Origin of the sequence: Deinococcus deserti VCD115 (genome assembly GCF_000020685.1) — a bacterium.
Classification (GTDB): domain Bacteria; phylum Deinococcota; class Deinococci; order Deinococcales; family Deinococcaceae; genus Deinococcus; species Deinococcus deserti.
This window is the reverse complement of record NC_012526.1, coordinates 2201502-2219694: the sequence shown is the minus strand read 5'-3', so window position 1 is coordinate 2219694 and position 18193 is coordinate 2201502. Positions and strand designations below refer to the sequence as shown.

Genomic DNA, 18193 nt, shown 5'->3' with positions numbered 1-18193 from the left:
TACAATCTTCGCATGTGGGTGTCGACCAAAGCACAGTACGGCCTTCGCGCCCTGATCGAGATCGGCCGCCGCGACGGGGAAGCCGTGCCGCTCAAGGACGTGTCCGAACGTCAGGGCATCAGCCAGCATTACCTGGAGCAGATTGCCAGCAACCTGCGCCGCGCCGGCTTTATCAAAAGCATCCGTGGGGCTCACGGCGGCTACCGGCTATCACGCCCAGCGGCTGATATCAGCGCCTACGACGTGGTCACCGCCATGGAAGGCAGCCTGGCCCCCGTGTCGTGTGTGGAAGACGACCATACGTGCGACCATCAGAACGTCTGTGGCACCCAGAACCTGTGGCACCGCGTGGACGCCGCTCTGAAGGACGTCCTGGGCAGCACCACCCTGGCTGACCTGATCGTGGAAAGCGAGCAGCTTCAGCACGCCCGTCTGGTACAGCTCGAACCCAATTTCCCCAGCGCCTGAGTTTTCACGCCGCGGCCGGTCCTGAGCTTCCAAGCTTGCAGGACCGGCCGCTGGGCGTCATACTGCCCGGGCCGCAGGTGCGGTGTCCCCGGTGCCCTATCAGGTACCGCGAGAGATGCCCCTGACGATAACCGACTCCCAGGATTTCCGCGCGACGCGCACCTCCTTCTTTTCTGCTTCGCTGGAAGCAGCGGACCGGTCATCACGGCACCCGTATGCGGGTTTGACTCCAACTGGAGGTCATCCGGAACCAACACCAGATGGCTATCCGCTGCGTCGAGCCCGGATTTTTCCACTCGCTCCGCCCGGGATCACAGCCGGTGTTTTTCGCAATTCTGCACGAGGTGCGCTCCATGACGACCATTTCCCCTTCTCCTGATCGTTCCAGGCTCCAGACCTACCTGCACGAGTGGTTCCAGAACCCGCGCGGCGACCTGCTGTCCGGGCTGGTCGTGGCCCTGGCGCTGATTCCCGAGGCGATTGCCTTCTCGATCATCGCGGGTGTGGATCCGCAGGTGGGGCTGTACGCCTCGTTCACGATTGCCATGGTGATTGCGTTTATCGGCGGGCGTCCGGCCATGATCAGCGCCGCGACCGGCGCGATGGCCCTGCTGATGGTGGGGCTGGTGCGTGATCACGGACTCGAGTACCTGTTCGCAGCGACCCTGCTGACCGGCGTCCTTCAGATTTTCTTCGGCTGGGCACGCCTGGCCCGTTACCTCAAGTTTGTGCCGCGCTCGGTGATGACCGGCTTTGTCAATGCTCTGGCCATCCTGATTTTCATGGCCCAGCTGCCGCAGTTTGTTGGGGCGAACTGGCAGATGTACGCCATGGTGGTCGCCGGGCTGGCCATCATCTACCTGCTGCCCAGAGTGTTCCGGGCTGTTCCCAGTGCCCTGGTGGCCATCGTGGCCCTCAGTGTGGTGGCTGTGTTGACCGGCGCAGACGTGAAGACCGTGGGCGATATGGGTGAACTGCCCCGCGCCCTGCCGCCCTTTCACGTGCCGCAGGTGCCGCTGAACCTGGAGACCCTGAACATCATCTTCCCGGTGGCCCTGACGCTGTGTTTCGTGGGGCTCCTCGAAAGCCTGCTGACCGCGCAGCTGATCGACGAGCGCACCGACACCACCAGCGACAAGAACGTCGAGTCGCGTGGGCAGGGCATTGCCAACATCGCCACCGGGTTCCTGGGCGGCATGGCCGGCTGCGCCATGATCGGCCAGAGCATGATCAACGTGACCAATGGCGGGCGCGGGCGGCTGTCCACGTTCGTGGCGGGTCTGTTTCTGCTGCTGCTGATCCTGGTCCTGCAGCCGCTGCTGGTGCAGATTCCCATGGCGGCGCTGGTCGCGGTGATGATCGTGGTCAGCGTAAGCACCTTCGACTGGCAGAGCCTGCGGATCATGGCCGTGCATCCCAAGGGGGAGACCATGGTTATGCTGGCCACCGTTGCAGTGACGGTCCTGACCCATGACCTGTCGCGCGGCGTGCTGGTCGGCGTGGTGCTCAGCGCGCTGCTGTTTGCCCGCAAGGTCTCGCAGCTTTCCAGCGTGACCCACAGCGACGCTCCTGACGGCACCCGCACCTACCGGGTCAGCGGGCAGCTGTTTTTTGTCAGCACGCACGACTTCGTGCAGCAGTTCAAGTACGTGCCGGTCCCGCGCGTGGTGATTGATATGACCGACGCTCACTTCTGGGACGGCTCAGCCGTGGCGGCGCTCGACAAGGTCATTTTGCGCTACCGCCGGCTGGGCGTGCCGGTAGAACTCCTGGGGCTCAACGAGGCCTCAGCCACCCTGATTGAACGCCTGGCTGTGCACGACAAACCCGGCGCAGAGGCGTCCGGGAGCGACTGACAGACCAAGAAGGCCGCGCTGCGGAACTCCGCCTGACGGGGCAGGACAGGAAGCCGCCGTGCGGTGTATGCCGGCGGCTTATTCGTTCTCTGCCCCGGGTGCTCCCGACCGCCTATGCTGAGAGCCGATGTACCGCCGAGTGATCAAGCCCGCGCTGTTTCGCCTGGACGCCGAAGACGCCCACCACCTCACCGTGAATGCCCTGGCGCTGATGTCCCGGCTTCCTGGGTGGCCCGCCGCCGCCCGCCGCCTGAGTGCACCTGCCGACTCCCGCCTCATGCAGACTCTGTGGGGGCACACCTATGCCTCGCCCGTGGGTCTGGCTGCCGGGCTCGACAAGAACGGCGTGGCGGTTCCGGCCTTCAGTGCGCTGGGCTTCGGGTTCGTGGAGGTCGGCACGGTCACCCCACAGCCTCAGCCGGGCAATGACCGTCCGCGCCTCTTCCGGTTGCCCCCCGATGAGGCACTGATCAACCGCATGGGATTTAACAATGCAGGCGCGGCCGCGCTGCGGGGTCAGCTGTCACGGCTGGGCCGCCGGACGGTACCTGTGTGGGTCAACATCGGCAAAAACAAGCTGACCGAAGAAGCGGCCCAGGACTACGTGGCCTGCGTGCAGGAACTGTACGATGTGGCAGACGCCTTTGTCGTCAATGTCAGCAGCCCTAACACACCGGGGCTGCGGGCGCTGCAGGCCTCTGCAGAACTTGAAGCCCTGCTGCGCGCCGTGCTGAATGAAACCGAAGCCCAGCGCCTGCGCACCGCCCGGCGGGCTCCTCCAGTACTGGTCAAGCTGGCTCCGGACCTGCACCCGGCTGATTTCGAGGCCAGCGTTCAGGGGGCCCTGAATGCAGGAGTGCAGGGCCTGATTGTCAGCAACACGACCCTGTCGCGCGACGGCCTGACCCATGCACACCGCGAGCAGGCCGGCGGGCTCAGTGGGCGGCCCCTGACCGGGCGCTCCACGGCGCTGGTGCAGGACGCCTACCGCCTGACCCGGGGTGCAGTTCCTGTCGTGGGTGTGGGCGGCATTTTTTCGGCAGACGACGCCTACGCCAAGATCCGCGCCGGTGCCAGCCTGGTCGAGGTCTACAGCAGCCTGATCTACGAGGGCCCTGGTCTGCCCGCCCGCATTCACCGTGGCCTGGGCCAGCTGCTGGAGCGCGATGGGATCAGTCATGTACGGGACGCTGTCGGCGCCGACGCTTAAATCGCTGCCTGTAGTTGCCAGGGCACCATAAGTGACCGGTCAGCCCACGTTTCATGGTGCTGACCGGTTGGGCTTTGTTCTTCAGGCTTCCTAGCTCACCCTGTCCAGGCGCTGGCGCAGCAGACCTGGAGCGTGCTCCGCCGCCATGCGCACCAAAATGCCCATCTTGTGCGGATTGCATTCCAGATCGATGCGGATTCCCAGTTCACCGGCGCTCTCGCTGCACGCGGGGCCGATGCTGACGACCACCATACGGTTCAGGGCCACGCGCAGTTCATCCTGCAGCTTCAGGCGCTCGGCGAACTTCAGCAGATGCAGCACCTGGGTGCCGCTGGACAGCAGCAGCACGTCCTGCCCGAAAAGCACCGTGTCGCGGATGGCGTGGGCCAATGGCAGGGTGTCGGCGGGAAAGGCGCAGCGGTACACCGGGACGCTGGTCACCCGGATGCCGGCCTGGGCCAGGGTGCGCAGCATGGCCGCTGGCGGCGCGTCGCCGTACTCCAGCATCACCGCGTGCTGCCCAGCCTGCAGGGTCTGCAGCAGATGGTCCTGGACTTCATGCCAGGTATGTGGACGCGGCACGCTGATCCCACTCAGGCCGAAAGTCTTGAGTGCCTGCGCCGGCTTGCTGCCGCGCACCACAAAGGGCACGCCCTGCAGCCGCGCCAGTGTTTCGGCGTCCCGGGCCAGCAGGTCCTGGAGGAACATCCGCGTTCCTACGCCGGTCATGCAGACCACCGCGTGAACCTCTCCGGCACGCAGGTCCGCCTCGAACCGTGACAGGGCGGCCGTCAGATCCAGCTTCTGTTCGCGCATGCTGGGCGCCACGGTAGGAATACCACCGTACTTCTGGATCAGGGTGGTCATTTCCTCCGAGCGGCGGGACTCCAGACTCAGGACCCTCAAGCCTCCGAACCAATCCATACCTCACCTCCTTCGATGCATGCGGGGTACACCGGTACCCCTACGGTCGGGTCATCCAGACTGAGGCCACTTTCCAGATCGAACGCGTGCTTGAGCAGCGGCGAGGTGACCTTGAGGCGCAGCATGCCTCCCGTCTGTGTGCTGCCGGTCAGGCCGCGCGACAGGACATTGGCGCCGGTGTACGGATCGCGGTTGCCCAGGGCAAACACACGCCCGGCCACGTGGAACACGGCAATCTGCTGGCCGCCGACCAGAGCGCAGACGCCGGTGCCGGGAAGGATGTCACTCAGTGCGCACACCCGCGTGCGGGGCAGGGGAGCAGCGGACGGCTGCTGCGCCGGGGAATTCATGATCAGGGACATGGAATCTCCTTGAAAGCGTGGGGGCATCAGTCGGTACCACCCGCCATGGGCAGCGGCGTGAGCATGTGCAGGTCGGCGGGCCGGATCTGACCGCGTTCATCGACCCACTGCACGCCGTCGTCACGGGCGTCACTGTTCACGAAGGTGCGGAAGCGGGCCACCTGCGCGGGGTCGGCCAGGGTGGTGGCCCACTCGTCGCGGTAGGTGCCGACGTGCTGACGCATGGCCTCGTCCAGTTCGGCGCACAGGCCCAGCCGGTCTTCGAGCAGCACGCCACGCAGGTATTCCACGCCGCCGTCGAGCTGTTCGAGCCAGGTGCTGGTGCGCTGCAGGCGGTCGGCCGTGCGGATATAGAACATCAGGAAGCGGTCGAGCAGGGTGATGACTTCAGCCTCGGGCAGGTCACTGGCCAGCAGCACAGCGTGTTTGGGCGTCACGCCGCCGTTGCCGCCCACGTACACATTCCAGCCCTTCTCGGTGGCAATGATCCCGAAGTCCTTGCTGCGGGCTTCGGCGCATTCGCGGGTGCAGCCCGAAACACCGGATTTGAGCTTATGGGGGCTGCGCAGTCCGCGGTAACGCAGCTCCAGGCGCACGGCGAGGCTGGTGGAGTCCTGCACGCCGTAGCGGCACCAGGTCTGACCCACGCAGCTTTTGATCGTGCGCAGGCTCTTGCCGTAAGCGTGCCCACTTTCGAAACCGGCGGCGATCAGCTCAGTCCAGATGGCTGGCAGATCGTCACGCTGGGCGCCCAGCAGGTCAATTCGCTGACCGCCGGTGATCTTGCAGTACAGGCCGTATTTCCGGGCCACCTGCCCGATGGCAATCAGGCCGTCGGCAGTAATCTCTCCTCCCGGCACGCGCGGCACGACTGAATACGTGCCGTTTTTCTGGATGTTCGCCAGAAAGGCGTCGTTGGTGTCCTGCAGGGGCGCGTGCGCGGGATTCAGGATGTGCTCGCCATGCAGGCTGGCCAGGATGCTGGCCACTGCGGGCTTGCAGACCTCGCAGCCCAGTTCGTGTCCGTGGCTGCGGAGTACCTCGTCCCAGGTGCGGTAGCCGCGCACGCGGATCAGGTCGAACAGTTCCTGCCGGGAATGTGGGTAGTGTTCGCACAGATGGTTGGTGACCGTTTCACCCAGCCGGGTCAGTTCCTGATGCAACAGGCTGTGCAGGCTGGGCACGCAGCCGCCGCAGCCGGTGCCGGCCCCGGTGCATTCCTTGAGGCTGGCCACGTCCCGCGCGCCCTGACCGACAGCCGCGCACAGGGCGTTGGCACGCACGTTCTCACAGGAGCAGACCAGGGCGTTGGTGGGCGCCGCGGCTGCCCCCGCGGGCAGGGAAGGCACGATCAGCGTCTCGGGCGGCACCTGCAGCGGCGTGCCCGAGAGCACCAGGTCCAGCAGTTCGCCGTAGCGTGAAGTGTCGCCCACCAGCAGGCCGCCCAGCACCTGAGCGTCAGGGGAGAGCACCACTTTGCTGTAGGTGCCGCGCACGTTGTCGCTCAGGCTGACGCTGCGCGCGCCGGGCGTCCGGCCATGAGCGTCCCCGAAACTGCCGACCTCCACGCCCAGCAGCTTGAGTCTGGTGCTCAGGTCGGCACCGGTAAAGCGCGCCGTGCGGTCGCCGCCCAGCCCCAGGTCAGCCAGAAGGTGCGCCGCCGCCACTCTGGCCATCTGATAACCGGGCGCCACCAGCCCGTAGATGCGGCCCCCATGCAGCGCGCACTCGCCCACCGCATAGATGTGCGGATCGCTGGTCCGGCAGCTGTCGTCAATCTGGATACCACCGCGTTCACCGACGGTCAGGCCGCAGGCACGGGCCAGGTCGTCACGCGGGCGAATGCCAGCTGAGAACACGACCAGATCTGCCTCCAGCGCGGTTCCGTCTGTAAAGACGAGACCTGTCACGCGGTCGTCCATGCCGGTGGCAACTGCACTGGTCGCTCTGGCAGTGTGTACGCCGATGCCCTTGGCCTCGATGATGCGCTGGAGGGTCTGACCGCCCTCAGCGTCGAGCTGGGCAGGCATCAGCTGCGGCGCGAACTCCACCACATGAGTTTCCAGTCCCAGTTTTCGCAGGGCACCGGCAGCCTCGAGCCCCAGCAGGCCACCGCCAATCACCACGCCGCGGCGCGCACCCTGAGCAGCGTCCCGAATAGCATCCAGGTCGTCCAGCGTGCGGTACACGAAGCATCCCGGTGCATCCCGCCCGGCAATGGGCGGAACAAACGGGACGCTGCCCGTCGCCATCACCAGGGCGTCATACGCAAGCTGCTGCGTGCCAACCTGGACCACTTTCGCTGCGGGGTCCAGCGCGTCGGCACGGCCACGGACAACCTGAACCTCCAGTTCCGCATACCCGGCCTCGGTGGCCAGCGACAGGTCAGGGCGGGGGTCGTCGAAATGACGGCTGAGCTGCACACGGTCGTAGGCCAGCCGGCTTTCTTCACTGATGACGGTGATCTGCAGTTCCTGGCCACTGACCTGCGCGCGCAGGCCATCCACCAGACGGTGGCCGACCATGCCATTTCCGATGATGACGAGATGAGGGACGGGCGATGTGCTCATGGTTCCTCCGGGTCCAGCAGATACCGCTGAACTCTGGATCCTATTGGGCCGCACAATCTGCAATTTGTCAACAAAATTTTGAACAAGTTGCACAAATTCGTGTCAAAACGTTGACATAGTTTCCTAGATTGGCAAAATGTTAGACAGATTTGCACCGGAAAGCGACTTTGGCCTTGACACTTTCCATCCGAACCTCCACCTTGGCGGCATGGTTGCGACATCTCCCTATCTGCCCACCGTGCGCACCACCTGCCCGTACTGTGCTGTGCAGTGCAACTTTGATCTGCACCTGGAAGACAACCTGCCGGTCAGGATCACGCCGACGCGGGAATGTCCGGTGGCGCACGGCACCGTCTGCAAAAAAGGGCTGGCGGCTCTGCATGATGTGCGCCACCCTGATCGGCTTACTCAACCGCTGCTGCGCAAAGGCGGCGAGCTGGTGGCTGTGAGCTGGACCGAGGCGCTGGCCTACGCCCGAGAAGCCCTGGCGCCAGCGGTCCAGAGCTGTCCTGACGCCACCGGAGTCTTCGGCAGCGGCAGTCTGACCAATGAAAAAACCTACCTGCTGGGCAAATTTGCCCGTCTGGCCCTGCGTACAGCCAACATCGACTACAACGGGCGCTACTGCATGGCGTCGGCCAGCACGGCGCTCAACCGGACTGTGGGGTATGACCGGGGCCTGGGTTTTCCGCTGGAAGACATCGGCACCAGTGACCTGATTCTGCTGGTGGGCGCCAACATCGCGGAGACCCTGCCCCCGATCATGCAGTACCTCAAGGCCGCCAGGGACCGGGGCGCCCTGATCTACGCGATAGACCCGCGCGCCACCACAACCGCCAAGGTGGCCGGGCAGCATCTGGCCATCCGCCCCGGAAGTGACGCCGCGCTGGCCCTGGGCGTGCTGCACCTGATGAAAATCTGGGGCAGGATACGCCCCACTGCGCCGGCCCACGGTATGGCAGAGGTGCTGTGGCAGGCAGAGGCTTATCGTCCGGCGCGCGTGGCCCGGGAATGCGGTGTCAGTGAGGCGGAAATCATGACGCTGGCCCAGCGTTACGCGGCTGCCCAGCGGCCCCTGATCCTGACCGGGCGGGGTGCCGAGCAGCATGCCCACGGCACCGACACGGTCCAGGCCTTGATCAACCTGGCTTTTCTGACCGGGCATTTCGGTAAGCCCGGAGCGGGCTACGGCACCCTGACCGGCCAGGGCAACGGCCAGGGCGGGCGGGAACACGGACAGAAAACCGACCAGTTGCCCGGCGCGCGCAGCCTGCGAAACCCGGAGCACCGTGCCGAGATGGCGCAGGTCTGGGGCTGCCTGCCCGGGGACCTGCCGCAGCCGGGTCTCAGCGCCCAGGAACTGCTGAATGCCTGCGGGCAGCCGGGCGGAATCGAGACCCTGATCGTGCTGGGAGCCAACCCGGTTGTCAGCGCCGCCGGTGCCAGGCAGGTCACCGAACGTCTGAAGGCCCTGAAACACCTGATCGTGATTGATTTTCTACCCAGCGAGACCGCGCAGCTGGCCACCCTGGTGTTGCCGGGCAGCATGTGGTGCGAGGAAGAAGGCACCACCACCAACCTCGAAGGCCGGGTACAGCGGCGGCGCAAGGCCATCACGGCGCCGGGTGGAGCGCGTGAGGACTGGCGCATTCTGTGCGACCTCGCGCAGGCCGCCGGGCGCCCGGAGGGCTTTACCTACAGCACCTTCCGGGAGTTGCAGGACGAGTTCTTCCGGGCGACACGGGGTGGACAGGCCGACTACAGCGGCCTGAGCGCCGAGCGGCTCGACCGCGCCAGTGTCCAGTGGCCGGTGCCGCACCCGGACAGTCCCGGCACGCCCTACGCCTACGCACCGACCTACCCCACACCAGACCGGCTGGCCACCCTTCACGTACCACAACTGCCGCCGCCCGCAGCGCCGCGCCTGACCCTGACCCTGACCACCGGTCGCCTGGGCAACCAGTACCAGAGCGGTTCCCAGACCCGCCGCAATCCGGCACTGCGCGCAGACGCTGCCGTACAGATGCACCCTGACACGGCCCGCGAGCACGGTCTGCGTGCGGGCGAGCCGGTAACCCTGCGCACCGCCCATGGTGAAACCACCCTGCCGGTCCTGCTGGCTCCCGGCATACGTCCCGACACCGTGTTCGTGCCGTTTCACTGGCCAGGCACCGCCAACCTCCTGACCAGTCCTGAGAGCCTTGACCCGCTTTCGCGCATGCCCGCTTTCAAGGCGACAGCCGTGACTCTTCACCCGGCGGTCGTCGGCGCTAGGGAGCCTGCGCCCATACGGGACACTCCCGGTGAAATCGCCACGCCGCACCCCGGGGTGGTGATGGGCATGTGACGACGCTGCTGGCCGGCCCCGTGGTTTGCGCAACGCTTTCATTTCCTGTGAGGTTCCTATGGCACACGCTGCTTCCGCTGACTCTGGCCCCCGTTCTGCACCCCTCACGGCCCATGCCCGCCGGGTGGTGATGGCCAGCACCCTGGGGTTCACACTGATGTTCGCCGTGTGGGTCATGCTGGCCATCGTCGGGTTGCCTATCCGCAAGGAACTGGGCCTCAGCGACGCCCAGTTCACCCTGTTGACCGCCATTCCGGTACTGACCGGGTCCCTGCTGCGCCTGCCGGCTGGGCTGCTGGCTGACCGCTACGGGGGCAAGAGTGTCTTTCTGGGGGTGACGCTGCTGACTGCCGCGTTTTCACTGGCGCTGGCTTTTGTCAGCAGCTACGGGGCGCTGCTCACACTGGCGCTGGGGGTTGGGGTCGCGGGGGTCAGCTTCGCGGTGGGCAACGCCTGGATCGCCCAGTGGGTGCCCACCGCCCGTCAGGGGCTCGCCCTGGGCACCTTTGGTGCCGGAAACGCCGGAGCCAGTATCACCAAACTGCTGGCTCCACTGCTGATCACGCTGGTCCCGGCCGGGCTGCTTATTCCTGGCGGATGGCACTTTGTGCCGTTCCTGTTCGGGGTGCTGCTGCTGGCTAGTGCGGTGGGCATCCAGCGGCTGACGCCAGCTGACCAGCCTGCCCCCTCGGGCCGGACCCTCGCCGACTGGCTGCGTCCGCTGGGCAGCGCGCAGGTGTGGCGGTTCGGGCTGTATTACGTGGTGTTTTTCGGGGCCTACGTGGCCCTGAGCCTCTACCTCCCGAAGTTCTATGTGGATACCTACGGCGTACCCCTGGCCCAGGCCGGGCTGCTGACCGCGCTGTTTATCTTCCCCGCCAGTCTGCTGCGGCCCCTGGGCGGCTACCTGAGTGACCGTTTCGGACCGCGCGGCGTCACGGTGGCGTCCTTTGCCGTGATGGTGCTGGGCCTGATTCCGCTGCTGCGTGAGCAGTCCCTGGAGACTCTGCTGGTGCTGTCCACCGTGGTCGGGACCGGGATGGGGGTGGGGAAGGCCAGCACCTATACGCTGATCGCCCAGTGGTACCCACGCGATATGGGGGTCGTAGGCGGACTGGTCGGGCTGCTGGGCGGCCTGGGTGGATTCATTCTGCCCCTGGCCTTTGCCACCCTGAAACCTGCTCTGGGACCGCAGGGCGCCTTCGTGATTCTGCTGGCAGTCAGCGCCCTGGCCCTGGTTGTTTTTGTGGCCAGCATGCTGCGCCTGCGGGCCCTGGGGCTCCGGCCCACTTTCGCCTGAAGGCCCGACGGCGCGCTTAACGCTTCCCTAAGAGGAATGAGCGCCTTTGTGACCCGCCTGCCGGGCCGGAGTGCCAGGATGAGGCACCACAAGGAGACCACATGACTGATCCCGGTGACCTCGCCACGACCGACAGCAACGATCCCGAACGCACCGACCTGCCCGCAGCCAAGACCGAGCGGCTCAACCCGGGGATTGGCGAAGACGAGAAGGACACGGTTCTTCGCCAGCACGAGAAAGACCAGGGCAAGCTCAACAGTCAGAACCCCGATCCCCTGGATCTGTAGCCAGGTCAAAGACAAGCGCCGGGACATCGTGTCCCGGCGACTTTTTTTATTTTCAGTCCTGGCGCTGGTACGCCACTTTGCCGTTCACGACCGTCAGGGTTGGCCAGCCTTTCAGGCTTTCCCCGGCCCAGGGAGTGAACTTCGCCTTGCTTTTGAAGGTGGCGGGCTCCACGGTGCGTTCGGTTTCCAGATCCAGTACGACCAGGTCTGCTGGAGCACCTTCCTCCAGGGTCGGCTCCGGCCAGCCCATGACACGGGCGGCCGCACCGGTCATCAGGTCCAGCAGACGCTCCAGGCCCAGCTGCTCACCGAACCGGGTCCACATCAGTGGGAAGGCCAGTTCGATGTACGCGATGCCGCTGGGGGCTTCAAGCAGGTCACGTTCCTTCTCGGCGCGCGTGTGCGGCGCGTGGTCGGTGGCAATACAGTCCACGCTGCCGTCCAGCAAGCCCTGAAGCAGGTGATCAGCGTCGGCCTGGGTGCGCAGGGGCGGCGCGACCTTGTAGATCGCGTCGAACGACCGCAGCTTTTCGTCGGTCAGGGTCAGGTGGTGTGGGCAGACCTCGCAGGTGACCGGCAGGCCGCGCCGTTTGGCGTCACGCACGATGTCCAGGGCGCGGGCGGTGGACAGGTGCTGCACATGCAGCCGCGCGCCGGTCTGCGCGACGATTTCCACGTCCCGGGCCACGCGGGCAGCCTCGGCAGCGGCCGGGTTGCCCGGCAGGCCCAGCGCTTCAGACACAGGACCCTCGTTCATCACGCCGTCGGCCCGCAGCGTGGCGTCCTCGGCGTGCACGCTGACGACCATCCCCAGGCTGCCGGCGTACTCCAGGCCCAGGCGGAGCGTGCGGGCGTTCTCATTGGTCAGGCCGTCATCGGTGAACATGGCTGCGCCAGCTTCCTTCAGGGCGGTCAGCTCCGCCAGCTGCTCGCCTTTCTGTCCGCGTGTCAGGGCCGCAGCGGGTCGCAGGCGCGCAAAGCCCAGACGGTCGGCCTTCTCGATCAGTGATCGCACGATGGCCGGGTCGTCCACCACCGGGCGGGTGTTGGGCATCGAAACCACGGTTCCATAACCGCCCGCCGCCGCCGCTGCCAGTCCGGAGGCAAGGTCTTCCTTCTCGGTCTGCCCAGGCTCACGCAGGTGGGCATGCAGTTCGATCAGGGCGGGGGCGACCGTGCCGCCCTGGCCGTCAACAACTGTGCCCAGGTCGCCCAGGTTCCATCCCTTGATCACGCCGTTCTCGACGGTCACCGATTCGAGCGTGTCAGATCCGGCGCGGCGCACATTCTTGATGGTCAGTTCCTTCATGGTCACTCCCGTCCCACCAGCAGGTGGTACAGCACACTCATCCGCACGGCCTGGCCGTTTTCGACCTGTTTCAGGATGCGGCTTCGCTTTCCGTCGGCCGCGTCGCTGCTGATTTCCAGGTCGCGGTTCATCGGTCCGGGATGCAGCACGATGGCGCCGCTCTCGGCATGCTGCATCAGCGCTTCATTCACCTGATAGGTGTCGGCGTACTCCTGCAGGCTGGCCAGGAAGCCGCCGTTCATGCGCTCCTGTTGCAGGCGCAGGGCCATGACCGCGTGGGCGCCGCGCACCGCTTCGCGCGGGTCACTGGTCACGGTCACTCCGGGAAGCGCGGCAAGGTCACGCGGCAGCAGAGTGGCCGGGCCGCACAGCACGACCTCGGCGCCCAGTTTGGGCAGCAGCTCGGCGTTGCTGCGGGCCACGCGGCTGTGACGGACGTCGCCGATAATGGCCACACGCTTGCCTTCCAGGCTGCCGTATTCCTGGCGGATGGTGTAGGCGTCGAGAAGCGCCTGGGTCGGGTGGGCGCGGCGGCCGTCCCCGGCGTTGATGACGGGCTTGCCGCTGTACCGCGCCACCAGATGGGCAGCTCCGGCGGCGTGATGGCGCACGATGTAGGCGTCCACCTTGTAGGCGGTGAGCACCTCCATGGTGTCGCGCAGGGACTCGCCCTTGCTGACGCTGCTGCTGCCAGCCGCGAAGGTCATGACATCAGCGCTCATGCGCCGGGCGGCAAGTTCAAACGAGGTGCGGGTGCGGGTGCTGTTCTCGAAGAAAGCGGTGCAGACGGTCAGGCCCTGCAGGGCCGGAACCTTCTTCACTGGCCGGTCAAGCACCTGAGCCATGGTGTCGGCATTGTCCAGCAGCGCATTCAGGCGCTCCGGGGTCCAGCCCTGAAAGTCCAGCAGGTGACGTGGGCGCGGTCCGGTGAGGGAAGTAGCGGGGGTCATTTGAGGTCCTCCAGGTCCCACAGCTCGACACTGTCGACGCCGTCCGTTTCGTGAAGCTTGACCTTCACGACCTCACTGGAGGCGGTGGGCAGATTCTTGCCCACGTAGTCAGCACGGATGGGCAGTTCGCGGTGTCCGCGGTCTACCAGCACCGCCAGCTGAATACCGACCGGTCTTCCGAGGTCGATCAGAGCGTCCAGCGCGGCGCGCACGGTGCGGCCGGTGTACAGCACGTCGTCCACCAGGATCACACGGCGCTGTCCCAGGTCGAAGGGCACCTGGGTCTCACGGATGATCGGCTGGTGGGCCACTTCCGAAAGGTCGTCACGGTACAGCGTGATGTCCAGCATGCCGGTGGGGATGTCCACGCCTTCAAGCTCACTCAGCTTGGCGGCCAGGCGCTCCGCCAGCGGAATGCCACGGGTGTGGATACCGATCAGGGCAAGGTTCTCGGCGCCCTTGTTGCGTTCGATGATCTCGTGCGCGATGCGGGTCATGGCCCGCCGGACCTCATCGGCGGTCAGAATGGTCGCTTTGGGAGCGCTCACTGCTCACTCCGGAGCATCAAAAAAAGGCCGTCCAGCGCAGGCTGGCGGCAGGTCATCTGGTCGGTCATGCGGGCTCCTTCTCCTGCCTCACGGGGCGGGTGCCGGCTCACGGGCCAGCTGAGAGAGGGTGGGACGTACGAGGTGCGCAGGCATGGTGCCTGGGCCGCCAAGGAGTCTAACAGTCCTCAGGCATGCAGCGGCGGTGACCTCGTCCGGTGATGATGATCGCTCAGTTCAACTGGGTGAAAACTTAGATTTTTTCAGGCGCACTAAACTTGACACATATGCACTCAGGTTTTATAGTTACCGCAGATAGGCGAGAGTGGTCTGACAGGACTGATCTCGTCTCCAAACCGAACCAAGGAGGTCTTCCCATGATGCGATTTGATCCTTTCCGTGAAATCGAGGAACTCACCCAGCGCATGGACCGCGCCTTCGGCAGCTCTGGTGGCACCCAGGGTGCGCGTCTGGCGCCCCCGGTGGACGTGCACGAAGACGGTCAGGGCCTGGAACTGACGCTGGACCTGCCGGGTGTCTCACCTGACAGCATCCAGATCGAAGCAGAAAACCAGACCCTCAGCGTTCAGGCCGAGCGCCGGTATGAACGCACCGATGGCCGCACTGCTCACCGCGTTGAGCGCGCCTACGGCACCTTGAGCCGCACCTTCAGCGTTCCGGCCAAGTATGACCTCACCAAAGTCGAGGCCGACTTCGATCACGGCACACTGACGATCCGCGTTCCACGCAGCGAAGCCGCCCAGAAGCGCTCCATCAATGTGAGGACAGCAGGGCAGCTGACGTCGTCCAGGACGGTGGATTCTGACAACGCGGACAACGTTTCAAACAAGGAAGTAGCGCACGCTGGTTAACCCGGTTTCTGAACAATGGCTGGAGCCACTGAGCTCCGGCCGTTTTCTGTAGTGGTACAAGGAATATGCTCTTTTAGCTTATTTTCCGGACAACGCGGGAAGATGTGCTGTCCGCCTTCGGCTTTTCGCCAACAGGGTCGTGCGGAACACGGCTGAGGAGCGGGGTCCAGCTCACGGAGTTTCTGCCCATTTCGTAGTGCCACCAACAGCCAGAAACCTTGCGAGGTCATGGGTCGGCCTCTGGTTTAGCAGCGGCGTTCGTTTAACGCGGCCCCGGAACAAGTGGGCGTATAGAGTGCGTCCACCGTACTATCCATAATTCTGCATCCAGAAAGCTGAACCATCCCAGGGTAGTGGGACAGACTCTACTACCGGGCAGGGTTTTCCGCCTCCAGGAGCCAGCATGTCCTCACCGGCACTGGATGTACTGGCGTCAACAGGCCCTTATCCTCGGGGCCTGAAGTTACTCGCGTGCGACCTGAGTCTTCTGCCAGAACGCCAGAAAGGTATCGATCTGATCCACGAATTGCTCGAATTCCTGAGCTTTGACCAGATAGGAGCTGGCATGCAGCGTATAAGCGGCCCGCACATCAGATTTGGCACCGGAGGTCGAGAGCATCACGACCGGAAGTAAGGCCAGCTGCGGATCTGCCTTGAGAGCTGCGAGAACCTCAAAGCCACTCATACCCGGCATATTGACGTCCAGCAGGATCACGTCTGGCTGAACTGCTTTTGACTTCAGCAGGTCCAGTGCCGTTTTTCCGTCTGCGACGCATGTCAGCGTGCAGTCCGGGCACAGCTGCAGGAAGGCTTCTTCTGCCAGCAGCTGGTCTGCCAGATTGTCATCAATCAGCAGAAAATGGTGCAAAAGATTCACTGCTAGAGCATAAAGGGCGAATGAGAATACTGCGCAGGCCGTGTCACATTTCTAAAATAAAGCGTCAATCTTCGCTGCCAGATGGAATATCACACCTTTTATATTCCCTGTAAGTAGTTCGAGAGACCCTTTTTCCTAGCCTTACAGTGGCGGCCGCACCTGTCGGCGTCTATCGAACCTTATGCGATTATCCACCCTGATCCTGCGCACCTTCAGCATCCTCTGGCTTTTTACATTGCTGGGAGGAGTCGCTGTCTACCTGAGCATCGAGCAAAACAACCGTCTGGTCGGTGAAGTTCAGCATGGGCAGGAAGAAATCACCCATATTACTGCGCTGCTGAACAGTGTTCTGGATCTGGAAACCGGACTGCGCGGCTACCTGCTGACCGGCGAGGCAGACTTTCTGGCGCCACATGCTGCTGCCAGGGCCCGTCTTCCAGGTGAGCTTGCACAGCTGGAGCGCCAGCTGATGATTGACTACGCTGATTCCAACCACGCCGCAGAGCACCTTGCGGTGGTGAGAAAAGTAGAACGGCAGATCGAGCAGTGGCTTGATGTGGCAGCCCGCCCGCAGCTCGCCGCCTACCAGAAGGATCCAGCACTGTCAGTTGCTCTAGTCAAAACTCAGAAGGGGAAGGTCGTTGTTGATGCCATCCGCAGAGATCTCCTGGGCCTGAGTCGGCATCTGACACAGGAAGTGAAACAGAAAGAAGCCCTCAATCAGGCAAACCTGAGACGCTTGCAGCTCTTCGCTCCGCTGGGAGTGCTGTTTGCGTTACTGGTGAGTATCTTTTTCGGCATCCGTCTGGCTTCCGGGGTCGCGCTGGTGTTTAATCGCCTGCGCACCTCAACCCAGGATCTGGCTTCCGGGAACCTGGGAACCCGTGCGCCCCTCAGCGATCTGTACGAGCCAAGACTGCTTGCCGAGGACTTCAACCAGATGGCCACAGCGCTTGAACTTGCCCAGCACGAGATTGCAGACCGCAACATAGTCCTGGAGCGGCGGCACAGGGAGGTCAGTCAGCTTGCCGAGCTCAGTGATGCCCTGCAGTCCTGCCAGGACAAGGAAGAGGGATACCGCATTCTGGGGCAGGCGTTGCCCCTTCTGTTCAGTGGCTGGAGCGGATCGTTGCTGACCCTGAAACCTTCAAGAAACCTGCTGGAAACCCGCGCGGTGTGGGGCGCCGGTGTGCTGGATACCGTAGGCACCATGCATGACCCGGGTTCGTGCCTGGCTCTGCGGCGCGGGCATACCTATGAACCCAGTGGGCTCAGCCCGTCCTGTGCGCATCATGGCGGCCATGCCGGCTCTTACCTGTGCATTCCTTTGCTGGCCCAGAGCGAGGCTCTGGGTGTGCTTCAGCTTGCAGGCGCGCCAGAGGACGGGCCTTTACCCGAGCACCTCCGGTCCTTTGCGCTGACAGTTGCCCAGCAAATTGCGCTGGCCATCGGGAACCTGGGCCTGCGTGAAACCCTGCGGCAACAGAGCATCCGTGACCCGATGACGGGACTGTTCAACCGCCGGTACCTGGAAGAAACCATGGAACGCGAACTGCACCGGGCAACGCGCGACCAACAGTCCGTGAGTGTTCTGGCGGTCGACATCGATCATTTCAAGAAGTTCAATGACACCTTCGGTCATGAGGCCGGTGATGCGGTTCTTCTGGCCGCAGCCAAAACCATGCAGGAATATTTCCGCGCCGAAGACATTATCTGCAGATACGGTGGCGAGGAATTCATCATCGTGCTGGTGAATGCCCCGCACGAGGACATCCTGGCGCGCGCCAATGGTTTTCGGGAAAAGATCGCCGCTCTGACGGTGAAGCATAACCGTCAGATGCTCGGTCAGGTCACCGTGAGTATCGGGGTGGCAACCTACGCCGAGCATGGGACAGACGTACGGGTGCTGATCAATCAGGCTGATCAGGCGCTGTATCTGGCAAAACAGGAAGGGCGCAACCGCGTCGAGAGTGCGACTGCCCTCAGACCCCTCAGGTAACCTGAGTGTTCGTGGAAACTGTCTGCGAGACAGGATAAATACTCAGCCGCTCCCCTGACCGGCCAGAGAACATGATCTGCAGCTGTCGCAGAGCCTGCCCGGTTCGCGGGGATTGTGTTCCTCTATGCAACAGCCAACGTGGAGATAGGGGAGGCCAGACTGGTTTTGCACTGCCTCTATGCAGCGGTTGCCTTCAGACAAGGTGTGCCACACCAGAGCCCCCCAGGCTGCTTTATGGAAGCTATGAACTTTTTCCCAACTGACCCGAGCAGACAGCCCGCAGCAGAACGGGGAATGGCCAGGTAGCCCATTCTCCG

15 protein-coding genes are annotated in these 18193 nt (G+C 64.2%); 8 read left to right on the top strand and 7 right to left on the bottom strand.

All coding sequences use genetic code 11. The features are described from left to right. Positions 1 to 12: 12 nt before the first annotated feature. The 3 genes from DEIDE_RS10480 to DEIDE_RS10470 all read left to right on the top strand — a co-directional run bounded on the left by DEIDE_RS10480 (position 13) and on the right by DEIDE_RS10470 (position 3534). Entirely contained in the window at positions 13 to 468 is a 456-nt protein-coding gene (locus DEIDE_RS10480; RefSeq protein ID WP_012693930.1) for an RrF2 family transcriptional regulator, read from the top strand. Between the two features lie 353 nt (positions 469 to 821). Next, positions 822 to 2324 carry a SulP family inorganic anion transporter gene (locus tag DEIDE_RS10475; RefSeq protein ID WP_041227577.1) on the top strand — a complete coding sequence of 501 codons (1503 nt, stop codon included), beginning with the start codon at positions 822 to 824 and terminating at the stop codon, positions 2322 to 2324. Positions 2325 to 2451: 127 nt separating this feature from the next. Continuing rightward, positions 2452 to 3534, top strand: a complete 1083-nt coding sequence (locus DEIDE_RS10470) for a quinone-dependent dihydroorotate dehydrogenase (RefSeq protein WP_012693928.1) — start codon at positions 2452 to 2454, stop codon at positions 3532 to 3534. 90 nt (positions 3535 to 3624) lie between these two features. On the opposite strand, the gene DEIDE_RS10465 is transcribed toward DEIDE_RS10470, so the two are convergent. Genes DEIDE_RS10465 through nirB form a run of 3 tightly spaced genes read right to left on the bottom strand, consistent with a single transcriptional unit; the run spans position 3625 to position 7390 of the window. Further along, positions 3625 to 4458, bottom strand: a complete 834-nt coding sequence (locus DEIDE_RS10465) for a uroporphyrinogen-III synthase (protein ID WP_012693927.1) — start codon at positions 4456 to 4458, stop codon at positions 3625 to 3627. Continuing rightward, a complete protein-coding gene (gene nirD, locus DEIDE_RS10460; RefSeq protein ID WP_012693926.1) occupies positions 4437 to 4820 on the bottom strand; it encodes a nitrite reductase small subunit NirD in 384 nt (127 codons plus the stop codon). Before nirD ends, DEIDE_RS10465 begins: the two co-directional genes overlap by 22 nt. A gap of 26 nt (positions 4821 to 4846) precedes the next feature. Beyond that, positions 4847 to 7390 carry a nitrite reductase large subunit NirB gene (nirB, locus tag DEIDE_RS10455; protein ID WP_012693925.1) on the bottom strand — a complete coding sequence of 848 codons (2544 nt, stop codon included), beginning with the start codon at positions 7388 to 7390 and terminating at the stop codon, positions 4847 to 4849. A gap of 208 nt (positions 7391 to 7598) precedes the next feature. Between nirB and DEIDE_RS10450 the strand changes: the two genes are divergently transcribed. From DEIDE_RS10450 to DEIDE_RS10440, 3 genes are all read left to right on the top strand, one after another. Next, positions 7599 to 9737 carry a molybdopterin oxidoreductase family protein gene (locus DEIDE_RS10450; protein ID WP_162485450.1) on the top strand — a complete coding sequence of 713 codons (2139 nt, stop codon included), beginning with the start codon at positions 7599 to 7601 and terminating at the stop codon, positions 9735 to 9737. A gap of 58 nt (positions 9738 to 9795) precedes the next feature. Beyond that, the gene (locus tag DEIDE_RS10445; protein WP_012693923.1) at positions 9796 to 11037 is read left to right on the top strand and encodes an MFS transporter; all 1242 of its coding nucleotides are present in this window, start codon (positions 9796 to 9798) and stop codon (positions 11035 to 11037) included. Positions 11038 to 11138: 101 nt separating this feature from the next. Then, positions 11139 to 11324: a hypothetical protein gene (locus DEIDE_RS10440; RefSeq protein WP_012693922.1), complete on the top strand. Its 186-nt coding sequence runs from the start codon at positions 11139 to 11141 to the stop codon at positions 11322 to 11324. 52 nt (positions 11325 to 11376) lie between these two features. Here DEIDE_RS10440 and DEIDE_RS10435 read toward each other — a convergent pair whose 3' ends face one another. From DEIDE_RS10435 to pyrR, 3 genes are read right to left on the bottom strand one after another with little or no spacing between them, the layout of a single operon-like run. Next, complete coding sequence (locus DEIDE_RS10435; RefSeq protein WP_012693921.1) at positions 11377 to 12633, bottom strand: dihydroorotase; 1257 nt, start codon at positions 12631 to 12633, stop codon at positions 11377 to 11379. 2 nt (positions 12634 to 12635) lie between these two features. Continuing rightward, entirely contained in the window at positions 12636 to 13583 is a 948-nt protein-coding gene (locus tag DEIDE_RS10430) for an aspartate carbamoyltransferase catalytic subunit (RefSeq protein WP_012693920.1), read from the bottom strand. After that, a complete protein-coding gene (gene pyrR, locus DEIDE_RS10425) occupies positions 13580 to 14131 on the bottom strand; it encodes a bifunctional pyr operon transcriptional regulator/uracil phosphoribosyltransferase PyrR (RefSeq protein WP_012693919.1) in 552 nt (183 codons plus the stop codon). Before pyrR ends, DEIDE_RS10430 begins: the two co-directional genes overlap by 4 nt. Before the next feature lie 374 nt (positions 14132 to 14505). Here pyrR and DEIDE_RS10420 point away from each other — a divergent pair, with 374 nt between their 5' ends. Next, entirely contained in the window at positions 14506 to 15000 is a 495-nt protein-coding gene (locus DEIDE_RS10420; RefSeq protein WP_012693918.1) for an Hsp20/alpha crystallin family protein, read from the top strand. A 463-nt stretch (positions 15001 to 15463) separates the two neighbouring features. On the opposite strand, the gene DEIDE_RS10415 is transcribed toward DEIDE_RS10420, so the two are convergent. After that, the gene (locus DEIDE_RS10415) at positions 15464 to 15868 is read right to left on the bottom strand and encodes a response regulator (protein ID WP_012693917.1); all 405 of its coding nucleotides are present in this window, start codon (positions 15866 to 15868) and stop codon (positions 15464 to 15466) included. Between the two features lie 190 nt (positions 15869 to 16058). Between DEIDE_RS10415 and DEIDE_RS18045 the strand changes: the two genes are divergently transcribed. Continuing rightward, entirely contained in the window at positions 16059 to 17876 is a 1818-nt protein-coding gene (locus DEIDE_RS18045; RefSeq protein WP_012693916.1) for a sensor domain-containing diguanylate cyclase, read from the top strand. Positions 17877 to 18193 lie beyond the last annotated feature (317 nt).

What these genes read in the sequence shown, in the direction of transcription:
- DEIDE_RS10480 (WP_012693930.1), top strand. Translation starts at nt 13, where the DNA reads ATGTGGGTGTCGACCAAAGCACAGTACGGCCTTCGCGCCCTGATCGAG.
- DEIDE_RS10475 (WP_041227577.1), top strand. Translation starts at nt 822, where the DNA reads ATGACGACCATTTCCCCTTCTCCTGATCGTTCCAGGCTCCAGACCTAC.
- DEIDE_RS10470 (WP_012693928.1), top strand. Translation starts at nt 2,452, where the DNA reads ATGTACCGCCGAGTGATCAAGCCCGCGCTGTTTCGCCTGGACGCCGAA.
- DEIDE_RS10465 (WP_012693927.1), bottom strand. Translation starts at nt 4,458, where the DNA reads ATGGATTGGTTCGGAGGCTTGAGGGTCCTGAGTCTGGAGTCCCGCCGC.
- nirD (WP_012693926.1), bottom strand. Translation starts at nt 4,820, where the DNA reads ATGTCCCTGATCATGAATTCCCCGGCGCAGCAGCCGTCCGCTGCTCCC.
- nirB (WP_012693925.1), bottom strand. Translation starts at nt 7,390, where the DNA reads ATGAGCACATCGCCCGTCCCTCATCTCGTCATCATCGGAAATGGCATG.
- DEIDE_RS10450 (WP_162485450.1), top strand. Translation starts at nt 7,599, where the DNA reads ATGGTTGCGACATCTCCCTATCTGCCCACCGTGCGCACCACCTGCCCG.
- DEIDE_RS10445 (WP_012693923.1), top strand. Translation starts at nt 9,796, where the DNA reads ATGGCACACGCTGCTTCCGCTGACTCTGGCCCCCGTTCTGCACCCCTC.
- DEIDE_RS10440 (WP_012693922.1), top strand. Translation starts at nt 11,139, where the DNA reads ATGACTGATCCCGGTGACCTCGCCACGACCGACAGCAACGATCCCGAA.
- DEIDE_RS10435 (WP_012693921.1), bottom strand. Translation starts at nt 12,633, where the DNA reads ATGAAGGAACTGACCATCAAGAATGTGCGCCGCGCCGGATCTGACACG.
- DEIDE_RS10430 (WP_012693920.1), bottom strand. Translation starts at nt 13,583, where the DNA reads ATGACCCCCGCTACTTCCCTCACCGGACCGCGCCCACGTCACCTGCTG.
- DEIDE_RS10420 (WP_012693918.1), top strand. Translation starts at nt 14,506, where the DNA reads ATGATGCGATTTGATCCTTTCCGTGAAATCGAGGAACTCACCCAGCGC.
- DEIDE_RS18045 (WP_012693916.1), top strand. Translation starts at nt 16,059, where the DNA reads ATGCGATTATCCACCCTGATCCTGCGCACCTTCAGCATCCTCTGGCTT.